The organism is Hyphomonas adhaerens MHS-3 (assembly GCF_000685235.1).
Lineage (GTDB): Bacteria > Pseudomonadota > Alphaproteobacteria > Caulobacterales > Hyphomonadaceae > Hyphomonas > Hyphomonas adhaerens.
This window is the reverse complement of sequence record NZ_ARYH01000005.1, coordinates 65,945-87,181: the sequence shown is the minus strand read 5'-3', so window position 1 is coordinate 87,181 and position 21,237 is coordinate 65,945. Positions and strand designations below refer to the sequence as shown.

10 protein-coding genes are annotated in these 21,237 nt (G+C 57.2%); 8 read left to right on the top strand and 2 right to left on the bottom strand.

Annotated features, from left to right (window positions below; genetic code table 11):
• Nucleotides 1-153: 153 nt before the first annotated feature.
• Nucleotides 154-1,689, top strand: a complete 1,536-nt coding sequence (gene putP, locus HAD_RS17575; RefSeq protein WP_035574137.1) for a sodium/proline symporter PutP — start codon at nt 154-156, stop codon at nt 1,687-1,689.
• 35 nt (nt 1,690-1,724) lie between these two features.
• On the opposite strand, the gene HAD_RS17570 is transcribed toward putP, so the two are convergent.
• Nucleotides 1,725-2,528: a TetR/AcrR family transcriptional regulator gene (locus HAD_RS17570; protein WP_206741298.1), complete on the bottom strand. Its 804-nt coding sequence runs from the start codon at nt 2,526-2,528 to the stop codon at nt 1,725-1,727.
• A 268-nt stretch (nt 2,529-2,796) separates the two neighbouring features.
• Between HAD_RS17570 and HAD_RS17565 the strand changes: the two genes are divergently transcribed.
• From HAD_RS17565 to HAD_RS17535, 7 genes are all read left to right on the top strand, one after another.
• Nucleotides 2,797-4,554, top strand: coding sequence for a CIA30 family protein (locus HAD_RS17565; protein WP_035574135.1), 1,758 nt, complete (start codon nt 2,797-2,799; stop codon nt 4,552-4,554).
• Between the two features lie 428 nt (nt 4,555-4,982).
• Nucleotides 4,983-8,111 (top strand): TonB-dependent receptor domain-containing protein, encoded by a 3,129-nt coding sequence (locus tag HAD_RS17560; protein WP_206741297.1) that lies wholly within the window; start codon nt 4,983-4,985, stop codon nt 8,109-8,111.
• Between the two features lie 170 nt (nt 8,112-8,281).
• Nucleotides 8,282-10,213: a gamma-glutamyltransferase family protein gene (locus tag HAD_RS17555; RefSeq protein ID WP_051596466.1), complete on the top strand. Its 1,932-nt coding sequence runs from the start codon at nt 8,282-8,284 to the stop codon at nt 10,211-10,213.
• Between the two features lie 174 nt (nt 10,214-10,387).
• Nucleotides 10,388-13,228, top strand: coding sequence for an amidohydrolase family protein (locus HAD_RS17550; RefSeq protein WP_035574133.1), 2,841 nt, complete (start codon nt 10,388-10,390; stop codon nt 13,226-13,228).
• Between the two features lie 269 nt (nt 13,229-13,497).
• A complete protein-coding gene (locus HAD_RS17545) occupies nt 13,498-14,073 on the top strand; it encodes an RNA polymerase sigma factor (protein WP_084332055.1) in 576 nt (191 codons plus the stop codon).
• A gap of 17 nt (nt 14,074-14,090) precedes the next feature.
• Complete coding sequence (locus HAD_RS18285) at nt 14,091-15,161, top strand: FecR family protein (protein WP_162177535.1); 1,071 nt, start codon at nt 14,091-14,093, stop codon at nt 15,159-15,161.
• Nucleotides 15,162-15,410: 249 nt separating this feature from the next.
• Nucleotides 15,411-18,269 carry a TonB-dependent receptor gene (locus HAD_RS17535; RefSeq protein ID WP_035574126.1) on the top strand — a complete coding sequence of 953 codons (2,859 nt, stop codon included), beginning with the start codon at nt 15,411-15,413 and terminating at the stop codon, nt 18,267-18,269.
• Nucleotides 18,270-18,368: 99 nt separating this feature from the next.
• Here HAD_RS17535 and HAD_RS17530 read toward each other — a convergent pair whose 3' ends face one another.
• On the bottom strand, nt 18,369-21,038 hold the full coding sequence (locus HAD_RS17530; protein ID WP_035574193.1) for a TonB-dependent receptor plug domain-containing protein: 2,670 nt from the start codon (nt 21,036-21,038) through the stop codon (nt 18,369-18,371).
• Nucleotides 21,039-21,237: the final 199 nt, after the last annotated feature.

Genomic DNA, 21,237 nt, shown 5'->3' with positions numbered 1-21,237 from the left:
GTGCATCGGGTACATGTGATCCCGCCGCCTGACGGTGAGCCACCGAGGGACGTTTTCTAGGTCTCCGACCGGAATTCTTCGGAGTAGAATATCCCGAACGATCTTGCCGGATGAGCCGGCCAAACGAAATTCGAACACTGAAAAAGTGAGCCCATGAACCACGAAGCTCTGATTTCTCTTGCGGTATATTTTGTTTTGATGCTGGGCATCGGCCTGTACGCCTATCGGAAGTCCACAAGTGACGTTTCCGAATACATGTTGGGCGGTCGCCAACTGCACCCTGCGGTGGGTGCACTTTCTGCGGGCGCATCCGATATGAGCGGGTGGATGCTTATGGGATTGCCGGGCGCTGTCTTCGTATCGGGCTTCAGTGCAGCATGGATTGCTGTGGGGCTCGTTATCGGCGCCTATCTCAACTACCTGTTCGTCGCGCCGCGTCTGCGCGTCTATACGGAGATGGCGGACGACGCGATCACCATTCCGGATTTCTTCGAAAAACGTTTTCACGACAAATCACGCGCGCTACGTGTGCTGTCCTCCGTTGTGATCGTTATTTTCTTTACTCTGTATACATCGGCAGGCGTGGTTGCTGGCGGCAAATTGTTTGAGGCGTCTTTCGGACTCGATTATCAGCTGGGTCTTTTCCTCACCGCGGGTGTGGTCGTTGCCTACACGCTGTTCGGTGGCTTCCTTGCAGTCAGTCTGACTGACTTTGTTCAGGGCTGCATCATGTTTGTAGCGCTTGTGCTGGTGCCTGTCGTGGCGATCAGTGCGGTCGGCGGTTTTGACGCCACGCAAGCCGAAGTCCTGGCGTCGCCAGCTGCCAGCGTGCCGGATGCGCCCAGCCGTGCAAATTTCTTTAACTGGTTCCAGGGGCTGTCTGTCATCGGGATCATTTCCGCAGCAAGCTGGGGCCTCGGCTATTTCGGCCAGCCCCACATCATCGTGCGTTTCATGGCGATCCGGACGCTTAAAGACATTGCCACGGCCCGATACATCGGGATGAGCTGGATGATCGTGACTGTGATCGGCGCGGTCGCGGTCGGTGTTACTGGCGTGGCCTATGTCAACGAGCACAATCTCAACAGCGAACTCACCGATCCGGAAACCATCTTTATCCTGTTCTCGCAGGTCCTGTTCCATCCGCTTATCTCGGGCTTCCTGCTGGCGGCCATTCTGGCGGCGATCATGAGTACGATTTCATCCCAATTGCTGGTGTCTTCCAGCTCGCTGACAGAAGATTTCTACAAGACTTTCCTGCGCAAGGAGGCAAGTCAGACGGAACTGGTTGCGGTTGGAAGGATATCGGTGCTTGTGGTTTCACTTGTCGCGATTGGACTGGCCTTCGACCGGTCGAGTAATATTCTGTCGCTCGTCGGAAATGCTTGGGCTGGTTTCGGAGCGGCCTTCGGTCCGATCATTCTGCTCAGCCTGTATTGGCGGGGCCTTACGCGCGATGGCGCATTGGCCGGCATGGTCGTTGGCGCGGTCACCGTGCTGTTCTGGCTATACGCACCGATTGAGATCGACGGGAAGTCCTTGTCCGATATCCTGTACGAGATCGTGCCTGGCTTCGTGTTGAGTGGTGTGGCCGCGATTGTTGTCAGCATCGTCGGCCGGGATGTGCTGCCGCATGTGCTTCACCGCTTTGGTGAAATGGAAAAAGCGATGGAAGAAGGCAGCAAGTAAGCAGGTTAGTCTTGCTGCCCTGCTGGGACGGGAAGTCAGGAATCGTTTTTCAAGCGCCAATGGTAGCTTGCGACGAGGAAGGAAACTTCCTGGGTGATTTCGTCTTCCTGTTCTGGGGTCTCGATAGCCATCTCGGTTGCGGAAAACATCAGTTCGATGGTCAACTTCGTCGCCATGGCGAGTCGGTCTTCGGGAACATCTGGCAGCTTTGTTCGAAGGTCTTCCAGTATCTTGTCGCTGACGAGGTCGCGGGACTCGAGGCGAACCTCCTTGAGCACCGGTATGACGCGCATGACCCGCACAACCCAGGCGCCTCCCGGGAATGATTTGGTGATCTCGTTTACATGTCTTTGGATCCGCAGAATGCTTTTTGTGGATGCCTCGAATGACTGTGTGTCGATCCCGCCTTCTTGCAGCCACTCGAATACGGCCTGATCCTGAGCTTCCATAAGGCGGCGGCCCAGTTCGTGGAGGATCGCATATTTGTTGGGGAAGTAGCGGTACAGGGCAGGAGGGGTCAGGCCCGCTCTTTTACAGATCATATTGGTCGACAAGCGCTCAAAGCCGACTTCGGAAAGCAGGTCGCCTGTGACTGAAAGGATGGATTCGAAGGTGTTGCGCGCGCGGTCCTGAGACGGAGAAACTTTTGTTTCCAATTCCACGCCTTCTGGCGCCTGCCGAAGATCATTCGCCGGTGTTCGCTTGGTCAGGCCCGTTTTCTGCCCCGATCCGGGCATACGCATTCCCCTCAGTTTTGGGTTGTGCCCCGTTAACGCCGAGCGTGAGGCGTATTTTTGAAGATTTGTGACAGATAAGCGCAGCTGAGCTGGCAAGTCCATCTGATCGATTCAAGCGTTGCGAGACAATCATGCTCAGTTTCTCGGCAAGAGATACAATGAATCACTGGGCTGCGGCGGCATTCTTTTGCGGGCTGCAGGCGTAAAAGTCCTTTTCTTGAAATATTTTGATTGCGTTTGCCAGGTTTCCGGATGAGCGAAAGTTGCTCTGAAAGAATATGCAGGCAAAAAAATGCTTCAGGATTTGGATAGAAGCAGACATCGAAGCGTCTTGTTTCATAGACGCGTATTAGACGGGTGAAGGATTAGTATGATCAGAAGGTTTTTGAGTTCGTGCTTGGTGGCGGTGTGTGTGACGGGTTCATCGCTGGCTCAAGACCTGGCGATCACCGATGTGACCGTGTTCGATGGAACGGGCGCGGAGCCATACAGGGCGACCGTCATGTTCGACGACGGCCTCATCTCAGCTATCGACAAGGCCGCGGGACCGGCGCCGGCAGGCGTGCCGGCAATTGATGGGAGCGACCTGTCGCTTTTGCCTGGATTCTTCGACCTGCACGTTCACTACACTCCGATCGGACAGCCGGCGACAACGCCCCAGATTTCGCAGGAATACGCCAAGGCTGGCGTGACATCAGTGTATGATTTTGCCCAGGCGCCGGAAGCCTTCGCCCCGCGGCGCGAGTGGCTGCAATCGCTTCCAGGGCCGCGCGTGAATTTTGCCGCGCGCATGAGTACCACCAATGGACATGGTGCTGACTGGTCCGACACAAGCACCACCAAATGGGTCAATACCCCCTACGCCGCCACCGAAGCGGTCAAGGCATTGCTGCCGTATCAGCCCGATGTCATCAAGGTCTTCACAGACGGTTGGCGTTATGGGTCCGGAGTAGATAATACGAGTATGAATGAGCCGACCCTGACCGCTCTGGTCGAGGAAGCGCACGCCAACGGCCTTAAAGTTCTGACTCACACGGTAACGAAAGACCGCGCCGAGATTGCTGGGCGTTCCGGCGTAGATGTTATCGCGCACTCAGTGCTCGACAGACATGTGGATCAGGTCACGATTGATGCGCTCAAGAACGGCGGCACGGCGTATGCCGGCACGCTTGCTGTCTACAATCCAGACAAACTGGAAACGACCCCATTTGAACGGGAGCATCCTTCTTTCAAATCGCGCCAGGCACGGTTTCAGGTCGGATTGGACAATATGAAAGCGCTGTACGAAGGCGGTGTTCTGATTGCGTTGGGCACCGATGCCGGGATGCCGCGCACTCCGCATGGCTATTCGACGCTTTCGGAAATGGAGTTGATGGTGCGCGCCGGGCTCCCGCAGACGGCTGCCCTGATGGCTGGTACATCCAACAGTGCGCGTGCCGTCGGTGTCTATGATCAGCGCGGCTCAATTGAAGTTGGCAAGGACGCGGATGTCGTACTGATCGCGGGCAAGCCGTGGGAGAATATCTCCGATCTGCACAAGACGAAGTACACCTTCGTCGGTGGGGAAAAGGTCTTTGGCGAAGGAGCGCCAGCGCCGATTGAGGCGACTGTCATGTCGTCCTCCGAAATCACGGACACACTGATCGCCGATTTCGACCGGGAAGACGGGCGTTCCTCGCGCGATACGCTGGTCGTAGGTGACCCCGATGGAGGAATGGAGCGCAGCTGGCAGGTTTTTGAAGTGATCGATGATGGCGATCGGGGCGGTGTTCTGCACTTGTCTGCAGACCTTGCGCTGCGGGAAGACGCTCGGGCCGGAATTGTTGTCCCCATGAATGTCGGGTCAGTTCAGCCTGCGGATGGTTCCGCTTATAAAGGCGTGACTTTTGATGCGCGCGGAGACGATAAGCCGTACACCCTGGTCGTGGCGACAACGGAAGGGCGTTGGAGCTACGGGTTCGAAGTGGGTGAGGACTGGGAGACGGTAATTGTTCCGTTTAAAGACCTTATCGCACCTGCAGCTGGTGCTGAATGGACGGGCGACAATATCGTAGATATGCGCCTCCTCGTCAAACGTCCTGGTGGCGACACCGTGTGGTTTGAGCTCGATAACGTCAAATTTTTCTGAACGGTAGGTTCGGTCCGGCATTCGCGCGTCGTCTCTCTGAGTGTTGGGCGTATACGAATTAAAAACGAAGCATAGCAAAGCGGCCGCCAGTTTTTGGCGGCCGTTTTTTTAATCGCTCAACTATGCTTCAGCTGTGTGACAACTTTGTCTGCGCAGGTGCAACATTTGTGGGCAGGTGAATTAAAAACGAACAAAAATTTACGTTTTTACGTGTGCAAAAATCACTCCGTCAGTAACCTGTAAGTGCTCAAAGCAGAGCAACGCGTCAGGTCAACGGCGGCCTCATAAAAAGATCCAAACACAGATTAACTTAGTTCTGGTCGCGCTCCGGCGCGCCAGTGGGGCAAGAGATGCGCGAATGTCCGGCAGGGGGTCTGTCGGCAATGCGGGGACTTGCGGGAAAACAAAAGCTCAGGAGTCAGCGAGAAATGAAATCCAGAGAAAAAGACGGGTCGATGTACGGGAACGGCACCGCGCGCGTTGCGAAGCCGGGACGGTTCATGCGGCGATGTGCCATGACGGTGTCAACCGGTGCACTATTATTCAGCGTGCTTTCGCTGGAAGCATTGGCCCAGGAGCAATCCGAAGACGACACGGCCCAGATGGAGAAGGTTCTGATCCTTGGTTCCCAGATTGCTGGTGCCAAAGTATCAGGTGCCCTCCCGGTTTCGGTTGTGTCGCCAGATGAAATCGACGCGACCGGTGCCGTATCCGCAGAAGAACTTTTCCGTACCATTCCATCGGCCGGCGATATTACCTTTAATGGAACGTATCTCGGTGGTGCGAACTCCAACGCCGCACGGGGGGACGTTTCTACAGTCAGTTTGAGGGGGCTCGCGCAAGGCAACACTCTGGTCCTGCTCAATGGCCGCCGTACGGTCGTTCACCCGACCTCGCAGACCGACAATCAGACGCCTGTCTTCGGATACAACATCAATGCCATTCCGGTTCAGGGGCTGGCGCGGGTTGAGGTTCTGAAAGACGGTGCGGCAGCTCTTTATGGCTCGGATGCTGTTGCAGGCGTTGTGAACAATGTTCTTCGGTCCGATTTCGAAGGTTTCGACGTGAACCTTCAATACGGCATGGCGGAAGGGACGAACCTGAAGGAATTTACCGCGGACATGCTCTACGGGACAGATTTTGCCAATGGTAAGGGCAATATCTCTATCTATCTTGGTGGCACGACCCGGGATTCCCTGCTGCGCTCGGATCAGGATTACACCAACATTGCCGATATGCGGCCACTCACGAACGGGACAAACTGGGCAGGTGTCGCCTGGGACAATCGGTCTACGTTCACCAGTCCGTGGGGCCAGTTTACGCCGGTCGACACCTCCATCGGCCAGATCAGTGCTGACGGCACATCGTTTACGGATGCTGCCGGCACTTTCCATGTCCAGCCGGAAGGGTTCGGGGCTGGCTGTCCTTACGATGTTGGCGACAGCATCTGTTACGGCGCTGGCAGTATCTTTACATCTGCGTACAGAGATATGCGCAACGATCAGATGGCGACTTTTGATACGCTGACCATGCTGCCAGCGGTTGACCGACTGAACATGTTCAGCTTCGCCAACTATGACGTGTCCGACAGCCTTCGGCTTTACGGTGAAGTCGGATACTACACGGCAGAATCAGAGGCCGTGGTCGGTTCCACGGGCTCGCTGGGATCCGGACCGATTTACATTGCGGCGGATGCTTACTGGAACCCGCTGGGACCCGTTGGGTCCGCCAACCGTATTGATGGTCTGAGCGCCAATGTGCCAAATGAAGGCTTGGACCTGGTGATCAACTCCTACAGCGCTGTGGACGCCGGCACGCGTACAGTTAATGTCGACAATGAACAGACGAGACTGTTGGTCGGCGCCAAAGGCGATGCCTTCGGATGGGATTGGGACTCTGCGATCCTGTACAACGAAGCGATCGTCACCGACTCGGCCGACGGTTACGATTCCCGGCTTTATCAGCAAGCCATCAACCGAACGGATGCCACGGCTTACAATCCGTTCTGTGGTGGTATTCCGGGAACGCCATCGGTTGGCGGGCCAAGCTGTAACTCCCCGGAAACCATCGACAGTTTCCGCATCACCCAGGTTCGGGAAAACAAGACCACGCTGGCGCTTGCTGATTTCAAGGTCTCGAAGCCCGACTTGTTCTCGATCTGGGCGGGTGACATCGGCTTTGCGGGCGGCATCGAATTCCGTCGCGAGACGTACCATGACGATCGCGACCCGCACCAGGACGGCTCACTGCCTTACTATGATCAAATCACTGGCAATCTCGTGTCGGCATCCAGCCTGATGACGCATAGCCCGTCACCTGATGTCAAAGGTAGCCGGAACGTGTCTTCGGCTTACTTTGAAGTCGCGGTGCCGCTGGTTTCTCCTGAGATGAACATTCCATTCGTCCAGGCGCTCGATCTCCAGGCAGCGGCCCGTTATGAAGACTATTCGGACGTGGGCTCAGTCTCGAAACCGAAAGTGTCGGCATCCTGGGACGTTATTGATGGTCTGCGGTTCCGCGGTTCCTGGTCGGAAGGCTTCAAGGCGCCGAACCTCGAAGTGGTCAACACGCCACTTCTGGAACGCGTCAATGGGTATCCGGACTATATCCAGTGCCAGGCAGCTCTCAGCCAAGGCCGGATTACCGACTTCAGCCAATGTGCAACACTGAGTGTGACGGTCGCCAGCCTTCGCTCTGGTAACTCCGATCTGGAACCGGAAGAGTCGGAAAGCTCGTCCTATGGCGTGGTGTTCGAACCTCAGTTCATCCCGGAAAAGTTCGGGACTGTGACGCTGACGACGGATTTCTGGAGCATTGAGCAAAAGAACCCGATCGGCCTGCTGAATGACTCGGTCGCACTGTCGTATGACTACCTCCTGCGTCTGCAGGGTAGCTCGAACCCGAATGTGATCCGCGCTGACCCAACGCCTCAGCAAATTGCTGACTTTGCAGGCACGGGCTACGATCCTGTGGGAGACGTGGTCAACGTGGTGGCCCGGTTTACCAACCTCTCGGCACTCAAGGTCGAGGGTATCGACTACGGCGCTTATTGGGATGTTCCAGTCGGTCCGGGTGACCTCTCCATGAACGTCAACGCGACTTATCTGAACACCTACTACCAGAGCCCGACAGACGAAGCGGCCGCAATTCTCGCCGGGCTGGATGATGGAACGGTGAACCCGTACGTCACCGTCACTGGTGGTGGTAGCCTGATCCGGGAAGACGGGCGTCCGGAATGGAAGTACTCCATGTCAATGTCGTACGACATCGCGAACTGGAAGTTTGGAGCGTTCTCTCAATACACGAGCCAAGTATTCCAGACGTCAGTGAGCAGCACGAGCTACGGTCCATGGCCGATTGAAGACCACACGACGTGGAATTTCTACGGCCAGTACACTGTCGAGAATGATGCCTGGACCGATGGGACTGCCATTCGAGTTGGTGTGCGGAACGCGTTTAATGAAGACCCGCCGCTGGCTGATACCTACGGCTATCTCTCGTCCTTGTACCAGCCGCTTCCGCGCTATTGGTACGTGAACGTGAAAAAATCCTTCTAACAAGGATTAGCCTCAGAATGGAATTCGGGGTGGCGCAACCGCGTCACCCCGGACTTCCAACCCGGGAGGCTGGCTCTTGCAATCAGGCCGTCTCCGATTTCATTTGGCTTAATTGCAACAACAGGCTGTAGAAGTTGAGGTTGGACTGTTGAGGGAGGGTTTCAGAAGTTATGAAAAAGCAAGATGAGCGAGAGTGCGTCGAGCGCGACGAGCCCGTTGAGGCAGCTGCCGCCGGTTTGGACCGACGCCATTTCCTGACTGCTGGGGCGCTTGCCGCGAGTGGCGTCGCGGCTGCATGTGTCTCGCCCGTAGAGCCAGACAGTTCAACGGCTTCAGTTTCAGAGCCGCCCACGCCACCAGATGCCCCGGAAAGCGGAGATCTCGACGTTGCCTCACATCGTGTGGAGACGCCGGGGCCCCACGGTGTTGTCAGCGCCGGACACCCGCTCGCTGCTTCGGCGGGCCTGCGCATGTTCATGCAAGGGGGCGCTGCCGGTGATGCTGCGGTTGCCACGATGGCAGTTCTCAATCTCGTTGAGCCATGGGCTTCCAGTATCGCTGGCAACGGGTTCGCCACCGTTTACGATAAACCAAACGGACAGGTGAAGGCACTGAAGTTCGGCGGGGCTGCGCCGCTCGCCCTTGATCCCAAGAGCGACCCGAGCGCGTTTGACTGGGGTGTGAAAGCTGCGACGACGCCTGGCGCGTTCGATGGATGGATCGAACTGCTTCGTCAGCACGGACGCCTTTCGCTCGCTGATGTGTTTGCACCCGCAATCGATCTTGCGAGAAACGGCCATCCGATCGACCCGTCTATCGCCAGGATTATCGAATACATGCAGGGGCGCCTGCAAATGCATCCAACAACGGCGGAGGTTTTCCTGCCGGGCGGGCGGGTCCCCGCACCACGTCAGATGCTGACAAATGAGAACCTGGCCAAAACATTTGAATCGCTTGTTGCGGAAGAACAGAAAGTCCTGGTGGGCGGCGGTGACCGCGATACGGCATTGCTCGCCGCGCGGGAATATTTCTACAACGGGCCAATCGCAGACGAACTTGATCGATTCTTCCGCTCGGTCGGGGGGTGGTTGAGGAAGGCCGATCTCGCTGCTTACAAGGCTGAGTGGGCCGATCCTGTTAAAACAACATACCGGGGGTATGAGGTTTATTCGACGCCGCCCACATCTCGTGGGGGGCTCGAGGTCTGCATGCAGGCAAATCTTATCGAGCGCTTTGATGTATCAGGTCTGAAGCCTGGAAGCGCCCAACTTCTGCACCTGCAGGCGGAGGCAATTAAACACGCCAAGGCAGACATATATGCTTATGCGGCGGATCCGAAGTATGCAGAGGTTCCGGTCTCGGCGATGTTGTCCAAAGCGTACGCTAAAGACCGCAGCGCCATGATCGACCCTTCGCTGGCTTTGCCGTTTCCCAATGTCACTGACTTCCGGCGCTATGACCCATCTGCCCCCGCGCCTCCGGCATCTGCGAAGCGGACACCCGACGACGAAGCCCGTTTCAGCGACACCACCAGCCTCACGGTCGTGGACGAAGAGGGGAATACCATCGTCGTGACAACCACGCTGGGCGGCGGGTTTGGGGCCGGTGTCGTTGCTGGCAATACCGGTTTCCTTCTGAACAATGGCATGCGGCTTGGCTCGACCTCACCTTATGAGGACAACGTCAATTTTGTTGCACCGGGGCAAATCCCCATTCTCAACAACTCTCCAGTGGTGGTCATGAATAATGCGCGCCTCTGGGCGGCATTTGGAACGCCTGGCGGGGAGACGATCGGGCAGAGCGAGTTTCAGGTCCTGATGAGCCTGGTCGACTATGGCCTGGGAATCCAGGAAGCGATTGAGGCCCCAAGGTTTGCCGTAAAAGCAGACCCGAATTTTTACCTGCCGGGCGCAAAATGCCGTCTGCAACTTGAATCGAGATTCTCGCAACAGTGCCTCTCAGGTCTGCGGGCGATGGGGCACACAGCGGACTATGTCGGGCCATATGCCATTGGGAGCATCCAGGGTGTGCGGAGCTATGACAACGGCGCCGTTATGGCTGGGGCCGATCCGCGCCGAATGGCGATGGCGGCGGGCTGGTAAGATATGAATATGTCTGTGAACTTACGAAAACAACGGGTTTGAAATTTTGGATAGGGAGCGATCCACGTGAATTACAAAATGCGATTGAAGTCAGCGGGAGCAGTGCTTGCGTTTGCCTCTGCACTTGTCGTCGGCTGCAGCAGTCCGGGTGAGCCCCCTGAGGCTAAAAGTAAGGTGGAGGCCGCAGTCACCGAGCCTGTGCTCATTGATGTCGTCATGACGGAAGGGACGAACATGTCGGCGGCGATGTCGCCCGACGGCAGCACGCTCATCCTTGCCCTTCAGGGTGTTCTTTGGTCGGTACCGGCTGCCGGTGGCGAAGCAACGGCTCTGACGCCTGCGGAAATGGATTCCCACGAGCCGGTCTGGTCTCCGGACGGGGCCCTGATCGCATTCTATACTTATGCAGAAAATGGATTCACGATCTGGACGATGAAGCCAGATGGTTCGGACCTTACCCAACGGACCTTCGGGCCTTCCGATGCCCGGTATCCAACCTTCACGCCCGATGGCAAAAGCCTGCTCTATTCAGCGGATACTGAAGGGGGGTACCAGGTATGGTCTCTGCCGCTGGAGGGCGGAGCGGAACCGACCCAACTGACCGTTGCGGACGAGACCGGCTACGAGACGCCATTGACGCCTTATTTCAGGGGCTTCGGCAATGCTGTTTACCCGGTCATGTCGCCAGACGGTTCAAAGCTCGCTTTTGTGATTGACGGCCAGATGGACGCACTTGTCGTCCGGGATGTCAGCGCGGAAGAGACATTTTCTGTCGCATATACCGCGAATACGCTGGGGGCACCGGTCTGGGCCCCTGATGGAGAGTCTCTCTACATCGCCGGCCTGGTCGGCCGCGAGGGCCGGGTTGCGCAGGCATTCCCGGACGGTTCGGATGCCAATGTCCTGGTGGAAGGCGGGGATGTTTTCGCCTTCCGGCCGTCGGTCCTTTCGGATGGTTCGGTCCTTTACACGGCTGATGGCAAAGTGAACGTCCTTGCTCCGGGGGCGGCGGAGCCGACCAATATTGCATTCTCTGCCAGTGTGGAGCTGGACCGGACTCCTTACAAACGCCGCACCTACGATCTTACGTCGACGGATACCCAGCCTGCTCTTGGCGTAATCGATCCGACGCTCTCTCCGGATGGCACGCGCGCAGTCCTCACGGCAGTTGGTGACCTGTGGATCTCGGACCTTGCGAGCGGGGAAACAACGCAGCTGACGGATGACGACTTTATCGACATGTCGCCCAGCTGGTCGCCTGATGGCTCTACTATTGCATTTGTAAGTGACCGTGGCGGAAAAGCCGATATCTGGTTGATGGATGTCGCTTCGGGTGAACTCACCCAGCTGACAGATAGCCCGCGTCCGACCAATTCGCCTGTCTGGTCTCCCGACGGGTCAAGTATTGCCTATTTGTCTGATGCGCTCATCACCATTTTCCTCGGCGCGACAGTGAACGTCATCGATGTTTCGACGGGTGACGAGACCACGATTTCAGAACCGATCTTCGGCCCGAGCCCGCCCGCATGGTCGGACGATGGAGAAACCGTTCTTGTTGTCAGCCGACTGCCGCAAACCAACAGGTTCCGCGAGGGATACAATGCCCTGTTCCTGATGCCCGCTTCCGGTGACGGAGAAACAAAGTGGGTGGCACCGCAAGGTATGGATGCCTCTCTCGGACGCCGGCAGTGGAACCGTCCGGCCTGGTCGTCAGACGGCATGATTGTCTACCGGTTCAAGGGGGCACTCTACATGGCGCCTTTGACAGCAAACGGAGTCCTTGGCGAAGCAACTCTGGTTGCTGAGGCAGGGGAAAATCCCAATTGGTCGGCAGACGGCAGTAAGCTGATCTATATCGATGGGGCCGACGTCATGCTGTTCGACCGGAGCACAGGCGAGACGAGCACGCTTGATATCAAGCCGGAATGGCATCGCGATATGCCGGAAGAAGACTATACCATTCGAGCTGGGCACATGCTGGATGTTGCCGCAGGCGAATATCTGGAGAATGTCGATATCGTAGTGGAAGATGGCGTGATCAGCTCGATCGAGCCTGCGGGTACTGCCGACATTGTCGGAACGCTTGTCGACGCGTCGGACCAATATGTTATTCCGGGACTCATCGAAAGCCATACCCACCAATCGATTACTCAAGGCAAGGCACTTGGCGATATCTGGTTCAAGTATGGAATCACCACGGTACGCGAAACCGGTGATGACCCCTATCACGCGGTTGAGCGCAGGGAGTCCGCTGACGCGGGCCGCCGGTCTGCACCGCGGGTGTTCACGGCGGGTCCGCTGAACGAAGGCGCGCGTGTTTCTTACGGTGTCTCTGAAACGGTTGGGACGGTTGAGGAGGCGAAGGAATCCGTTCGTCTCTCAACAGAGCTCAAACTCGATCTCTACAAGAGTTATGTCCGTCAGGACTATACAGTTCAGAAAACGGTGATCGAACTTGCGCATGAATCCGGCATTCCGGTGACCGGACATGAATTGTATCCTGCTGTCGCGAACGGTGTGGACCAGATGGAACATTTCGGCGCGACCAGCCGACGTGGATACTCCCTTAAAAGCTCTCTGAACGGATATTCCTATCAGGATGTGATTGCCTTGATTTCCCAGTCGGGAATGTATGTCACGCCTACACTGGCCATGGGCAAGCGGGCAGGGCCTGAGTTCGTCCAGGCTGGACAGGACGCGCTCGTGAAAATCATCGATAATGGCGGTAAGCTTGTTGCGGGTACGGACTCACCCTTTGTACCCTACGGGGCATCCCTGCACGACGAACTTGCCGTCTATTCCGGCGCAGGCGTTTCCAATGCCACCGTGTTGAAACTGGCCACGAGCCAGGCCGCCGAAGCGATCGGTGTCGGTGATCAGCTTGGGCAAATCGCGCCAGGCTATCTTGCCGACATCACGATCCTGGATGCAGACCCGCTTGCCGATATAGCCAATACTCTGAGCGTCAGCGAAGTGATGAAAAACGGAGAAATCGTTTACGTCACGCCCGATTAAAGGTTGAGGCAGAACCAGGCAATCAACCATTGGGAGCGGCCCGTTCTTCGCAAGATTGCGGGAATGGGCCGCTTTTCTTTGGGGGCATCAGTCGAATGCAATTTGGTGCAGAGATCGAGAGGGAATGCTTTTTTCGCATTCGGACAGACTTCTTGCTCTACATCTGCGCACATTCAGTCATTTGGCCGTAGCTCGCCTCCATCTCGCTTGTCTCTTTCCGTATCCTCAGGATGGCTGCGCGGGGTGGGTGTTGAAGTGCGAGCAGGGTTTTGAGCAAGTCCAATACGAAGTCCCTGGCATCGAAGCCCGACGCGATGAGCGCCGGGACACCGCTGGCTGTAAACGGCTCAGGAGACTTTGAGCAGCTCTACCGCGTTTATTGGCAGGACCTGTGTGGACACCTGCGGCGTATGTTCGGGGCTGGGCCTCCGGAGCCGGAAGATGCCGTGCAGGCAGCGTTCATTCGCTTCGCTGCATTGGAAGAACCGCAACGGGTGCGGAACCCGCGGGCTTTTCTTCTGGTAACGGCTCGCAACATTATTCTGGACCAGAAACGCCGGTCAGGCCGCCATCTGGACTACGCAAAGGCAGTGCTCGCTGAAAATTCTGGTCCTCAATTGGATGATTTGTCCCCCGAGCGCGTCCTTATTGAGAAAGAGCGTTTTGAAGTCATCAATGAAGTGTTCCAGACATTGCCGCACAAGCAACAGGTTATCCTGACTTTGCGGCGGCGGTACAACTACACTTACCAGCAGATTTCGAACGAAACGGGATGGTCCTATGGCGATGTTTACAGGCAAATGGACAAGGCGCTCGCCAGTCTGTCGCAAGCGTTGAAGCGCTAGCGGTTCGGGAGGAAAATTTGAGTTTGGTACGGCCAGATTCCAATAAAAACAAAGGCCACACCGAACGTGTGGAGGCGCAGGCACGGTCCTGGGCCGTGTATCTCCATTCGGGGGACGCCACGGCTGACAAGCTCGCGGAGTTCGAGGCATGGCTCGCCGCGGACGCCGATCATGCCATTGCCTATCATGACTATGAGCAGATCATGATGGACTTGGGCATGCCTTGCGGTGCACCGGAAGGCGCGCAGAGCGGACCGTCCGAACCGGCCCTCCTGACGGACACCGCACCTAAGCGGTCGTCGTTCACATTCCGGTCCCTGACGGGCGGCGTCATGGCCGCCGCATTCGCCCTGGCTGCGACCATCGGGGTGTCGCTTTATGAGAGACCCGTGCCGGACGCCGGATTTCAGACGGTCGATTTGCCGGCCATCGAAACCCGGATCGCCGAGATCCGCGATGTGGAACTGCCAGATGGAACGGTCGTGACCCTCGGGGCGAGATCCCGGATCGATTACAAGTTCGAAGACGGCCTGAGAACGGTCGTGCTGGAGGAGGGGGAAGCATACTTCGATGTGGCGCCGGACAAGGCGCACCCATTCTACGTTCAGGCGGGTGATCGCCTTGTTCGGGTCGTGGGAACGCAGTTCGATGTACGGCAGTCTTCTGCGTCGGTCATGGTCGCGGTCGTTGAAGGCGTCGTCGAAGTGATGAAGGCGCAGGATCCGGAAGCGACCGAGAAGCGACACGGTACTGTTGCCAAAGATGTTCTCACGGCGGGTGACAAGGTCACTGCGACGATCGGCGAGACCCAACGCCTGATTGAGACGATCGATCCTGAAAAGGCCGCCAGCTGGCGTACCGGCTGGCTGGCGTACGAGGATGTCAGTCTCGACGACATTATTGCGGACCTCCATCGCTATGATGACCGGAATTTCGTCTTCTCGGACGCAGAGCTGCGCCGTGTGCGTGTGACAGCCGCGTTCGGTGCTGAAAATGTCGACCAGTTTCTATACGCACTGGAAGCGTCCTATCCACTGTCGATAGATCGCAGCGATCCGTCAAAAGTGATCTTCCTTCCGGCCAGTTAAGTCCGCCTGGAACACCCTGACAAAAACATGGACAAAGGCGCGCGTTTTCCGCGCGTGATGCTGGCGTTTGGTGTGATGCCGGCTTGGGAGTGGTGCGTTCCTGCAGCCTGACTGACATATTTTCAAATCAGGGATGGTTCGCAGCTTCTTGTCGTCGTGCCTTTTCCAGACGTCTTCGGTGCAGCGGCGCTGCGGGCATGTCGACCGGGCAGTTCGAAACCTTTTCGAAATATGAGGGGTGAGTAAGGGATGCCAAAGGTCAGAAGTCCGCTCAGTCGAGCAGGCCTTGCTGGCGTGGTGTCCCTGTTTTTCCTGCAGGCCCCTTACGCATTTTCTGATCCTGCAGATACCGACGCGCCATTTTACCGGATCGAGGCTCAGCCGCTTGCGCACGCTTTGATGGAGTACTCGAAGCAGTCCAAGGTCGTGATTGTGGTGCCCTCGGGCATGCTTGAAGGGAAGAGATCCCACACTGTCCTTGGTCATCTGGATCACGAAGTAGCGCTAAATGTGCTTCTCAAGGGAACGGGACTTGAGGCTGAGCAACTGGAGAATGGCGCGCTGACCTTGCAACAGGCCGTGCCGGACGATGTTCAGCCCCCACCATCGAAGACTCCCATTCAGGCGCGGGCGCCGGAACGGTCTCCACCAATGGCCCCCTTTGTTCAGGTGATGGACACCGACGACAGGGAGAGCACTCAGGATACGGTTATCGTGACCGGCGTCCGAGGCGCCCCGCGGTCCGTTATCGATAGTCCCACACCTGTCGATGTCTTCACCTATCAGGACCTTCAGCAGGGCAGCCCGACAGGCATTTATGAATCCGTCCGCTTCCTGATCCCGTCCTTCAATATGCCGACCCGTGGCGGAGGTGGGACGGCAGCCATTATCGCAAGTGGTGGTATGCGTGGCCTGAACCCCGATCACACACTTATTCTGGTGAATGGAAAGCGCCGACACAAAACCGCACTTATCAATTCGGTGTCCTCGCTTTACAACGGAGCGGCGGGTGTCGACCTGAACATGTTTCCGTCGTCTGCAATCGCCCGGATCGAAGTTTTAAGAGACGGCGCAGCAGCGCAATACGGCTCAGATGCGATCGCCGGCGTGATCAATATCATTCTGAAAGATGACCCGGATGCGGATGAAGTCACGATCAGCGCCGGACAGAATTTTGATCGCAACGATGGTGAGTTCTTTACCGCTTCAGTCAATAGCGGCACGTCTGTCGGGCGGTCAGGGCGCTTGAACCTGTTCTACAATTTCATGAGCCGGGAGGAATCCAACCGGGCCGTCCCGATCTCTGACAGGATCAATCTTTATCCCTTGCTGCCTGGCGGAGAGCGGGACCCACGAGAAGCGACCATTGAGCGAATGATTACGCAGAACTATGGGGCGTTCCCTCAGACGTCGCACATCTTCGGTGGGAATTTTTCATATGAGACCGCGGGTGCCGAAGTCTATGCTTTTGGAACCTACGGGATGCGAACGTCTGAGCTGAACTGGTCGTTTCGGGCACCCAACCGGGACGTGTCGTTGCCGGAGGTCTATCCGGATGGTTTCCGGCCGCGCCTGACGATTGAGGAAGACGATTTTGAATTGGCCGCCGGTCTGCGAGGCGAAGCAGCCAATGATTGGGCCTGGGACCTTTCTTTCAGTTTCGGCTCGAACAATACCGATTGGGAAAATTCCAACAGCCTGAATGCCAGTCTTGGTCCGTCCAGCCCGACACGATTTGAGATCGGCCGCCTGATCTCGTCGGAATGGATCAGCTCCCTCGACGTGACGAAACTTTATGAGCTTGGCAGCCAGGGCACGCTGCAGGCATCCTTCGGCCTGCAGCACCGGTTTGAGACGTACGAGGTGGAAGCAGGAGACGAAGCCAGCTGGATTGCGGGAGACTATGTGCGGCCGGCCGGACAACCACATGCAGGTGAACGTCTGGCTCCGGGCGCGCAAGCTACGCCGGGCTTTCGGCCGGATGATGCGGGAAGCGTGGAGCGGTCAAACCTCAGCGCCTACGCCGAACTGGGGTGGAGCCCGTCGGAAAGCCTGTTCCTCAATGCGGCCCTCAGATATGAGGATTTTGACGACGCGGCGGGTGACGAATTGATCTACAAGGTGGGAGGCCGCTACGCCATCAACGACTGGCTGGCGCTTCGCGCCTCATACAATACGGGCTTCCGGGCGCCGTCTCTGGCGCAGCAGGCCTATTCCTCGACGACGAGCCAGTTCCGCGATCTGGATGGCGATGGGGTTGCCGAGCTTCTGCTTCTCAAGAATCTTGCTGTGGATTCTGTTGCCGCACAGGCACTGGGGGCTTCTCCGCTTCAGCCAGAGACGTCCAGGAATTCGAGCATCGGCTTTGTGCTGACGCCTTATTCAAATCTCTCCGTAACGGTGGATGCCTATCAGATCGAACTGGATGACCGGATTGTCGTGACATCCACATTTTCACCTCTGGATCCCCATCTGTCGGCAGATGGTGTCACAAAAATAGGCGATCAGGTGAAGGCGCTGCTTGGTGCCAGCGGACTCTCATCCGGTATAAGCGGCCAATACTATACGAATGCCATCGACACGCGCACCCGGGGGCTCGATATTGTGGCAACGTACCAGGCCAGAACAGCCTATGGAGATTTCAGATTTATAGGCGGCGTCAACAGAAACGAAACGGACGTTCGTGGCATTGTCGACAATCCTCCGGAGCTGGAATCTCTAGGGAATATCGAGCTGTTTGACCGGGGCAAGCGAGGGGCTCTGACGGACACAATACCGGATTCGAAGATTGCGCTTGGTCTGGATTGGGATCACGGTCGGTTCAGGACCAACGTCCGTGCGACGCGGTTTGGCCGTTATGTTGTGAGAAACGCGATAAATCCGGATGCGGATTATGATGTCGATCCGGAATGGATTGCAGGCCTCGAACTCGGCTATGCGCTTTCCGAAAATTTTACGGTCTATGCCGGGGCAAACAATCTTTTCAATACATATCCTGAGCGCATCAGGGAGCCGTCGCCCACCAGCGGTTCGAACATGTACAACACGTTTGCGCCATTTGGTTTCACTGGCGGAACCTGGTTTGTGCGCGGGACTTATAATTGGTGAGAGAGGCCGCACTGGCGGAAGTGTCAACGATACCTGCCAGCCCCAGAGAACAAGGGAGACCCGGCCAGCGGGGAATGACTGGCCGGGTCCTGAGTGTGGTTAGAACGAGTATTCGTACTGGATCCAGAAGGATCTCGGTTTCCCGTTCCAGCCATACTGCCTGTAGTAAGCGCTGTCGTTCGGGCCGATCTCGCCCCGGACAACGGCCCGGTCACGCGTGTAGGTTGACCCGCCGGAGGCGCGCTCGAAATAGTCTTCGCCAAGCAGATTGACGCCGCGGATCAGGAAGCGGTGTTGCTTCTGATCTCCCATGAAGTACTGAACCGACCCGTTGAGAACGAAATAGTCGCCGAAGTTCATGTCGTCTACGACGCGGTTACCATCTGCATCGACGAGGCGAGCCAGGCTGGTCCCGGCATAGGCCCATTCCGGTCCCTGCCAGCGCGGGTTCAGCGAGAACACCCAGTTGTCGTTAGGCGTGTAGGTGACGAGGCCCGACAGTGTCCACTCCGGACGTTCGCCAGACTGACGGTGTTCGGAGCTTCCAGCCTTTCCGGGGATGACAAAATCGAGATTGGTCGATGTGCCGTCCAGGCGTGCCAGCGTTCCGTAAACCGGGTTCGGTTCCAGCGATTCCATGTCGGTGTAGCTGAAGTCTGCCTGCCATTTGTCGAAGTCGAACGCGACGTCGATGGTGAAGCCCTTGATATCCTGGTTTGCCAGTGCGTTGACGGCGACAGATTCCCCTGGATCGGCGAGGCCGCTTGCTGCGGTGCCGCAGAAATCGTCCGGTGCAATAATGTTCCGGCGGTTCTGTTCAATCGCAGCCGTGTCGTTCGTCAAATTGCTGAACAGCGGATTGGCGATATCGTTTGCGTATTCCAGACAAACCGCACCGACAGCTCGGCTGGAGAACAGGTTCTTGATGTCTGTCTCGAAGTAGCCGAGTTCGACGTTATACGTGCCGCCGAAGATGTCACCATCGATCCCCGCCCCAACGTTAAACGCATCGACTTCCTGTGGCTGCAGCCCCGGATTGATGTTCGCACCTGCACCGAAGGCACCGATTTCATCAATCTTTGGAAGGCTGTAGGATGTACCGCCCGATCCGCGCGCATAGAGGCCGCGGCCGAAGTTCTGACGCAGGCCGACTTTCCAGACAGACTGGTCGTCGAAATTGTCGTTGAAGTCCTGGCGGGCCGCGAACGAGCCGCTGAAGCCTTCCAGAACTGGCAGGGACAAGCGCAAGTCACCATAGACGCCCGTACTGGTCAGTTTCACGTCCCGCACGCCGAAGGAGTCGTCGGAATTGTCTTTGTAGCTGGTGTTCTGAACACCGGCGACGATTTCGACGTAGTCGTTCAGCGTATAGGTCGCCCGGGCATTGAAGCCATAGTCGACATAGCCGGACTCCCGCTGGTCGGTCGTGCCGAAGCCCTTGGTGAGACCGCCGTCGCCGAATGAGGCAGTGGACTGGACGACGTACCCAATCGGTGCGCCGATCGGGAATGGATTGTCTACGGTGCCGTAGGGCTGGCCGTAGAACGGGCTGTCCGGGTCCTGGTTGATGTAGAAGCTGCTGCCGCCGTTCCAGTTGTCATCGCCGGCACTGCCTGCGCTACCGTATGGGTTGGTGACACAGCCAGCCGGAAGGCCCGGCACCGAAGCGGCGAACGCCTCATACGCAGCCGCGGTGGAGAAATCAGTGATACCCTGATTTGCCGCAATCGCCTGGATGTCAGCCGGCAGGTCGCCGAGACGCGGGATCTGGCAGATACGGGCGTCGATCTCGTTGTTCTTGAGCTGCGGGTCCTGGTAGTGCGCTTCAAGGTCGATCTTCAGCTTGTCGCTGAAGCGGTGCTTGAAGGAGGCGTTGTAGATCGGGAACTCGGTGAAGTTCGGCTGGAACACCGTGCTCTGCGGGAAGGAATCGCGGAAGTCGATGGTCGAGTAGGTTGCGCCGGCGCGGAACTCCGTATCGGGTCCGATCTGCCACAGATATTTTGCGCCGAGGCTGTTGTAGCTGTACGGGAACTCGTGGCGTCCGCCGAGCGCCAGCACGTTGTCGCCATAGGCTTCCTTGCTGAACAGCTCGTGAGCGTCTGTCTCATAGGAGCGGCCAAACACGAGAATTGAGTGCTTGCCTGCCTTGTCGAGCGGGAAGGACATATTGCCGTAGATTTCACGGGTCTTGAAAGCACCGGCATATACGCCGAACTGGCCTTTGGTCGTGCCGTCTGGTTCCTTGGTGCGAACGCTTACGACGCCGAGGCCACCATTGGAACCGAAATAGAGGCTGTTACCGCCGCGATAGACTTCGACGCTATCGATCATGCGCGGATCAATGGCTGTTGCAGGCCAGAGGTCTTCCAGCGGAGATGAACGGTCAAAGTAGGGAACGCCATCGACGAGGAGCAGCGTGTCCCGGTCGGTGCCGCCGTCGATACGGATGGTGAATTCGCCTTCATCCGGCGAATAGCCGATGTTGGCACCGCGGATCAGGCCTGAGGCGAGCTCGCCGAAATTGGTGAAGCCGCCGGTTTCGATCTCTTCAGAGCTGATCAGCTGGACCTGTGTGCCGAATTCCGCAAAGTCGACAGCAATGTCAGACGTCAGAGCATCGACAGCCTGGCCTTCAACGCGAATGGTTTCAAGCCGGCGTGTATCCCCCTCGTCCGGCTCCGGTTCGGCAATCGCAGCCTGAATGACGGTCGACGCCATCAGTGCGCTAAAGCAGAATTTTACACTGCTTTTCAATTTCTGTTTCATGGCTGGTGTCTCCATATAACCCCATCACCCGCCGGACATCGGCGAGCCGGGCGCAGACGGCCGGGCAGGCCGTGCTCGCCACGCCGCCGATTTAGACAGCCATCGCAACACTTCTGTGAACTTTGAATAAAATTGGTATGAATAGTATTTACTTCAACCACGGTTTGTAATTGAGAAAAATTCAAACAACGGGATGAGC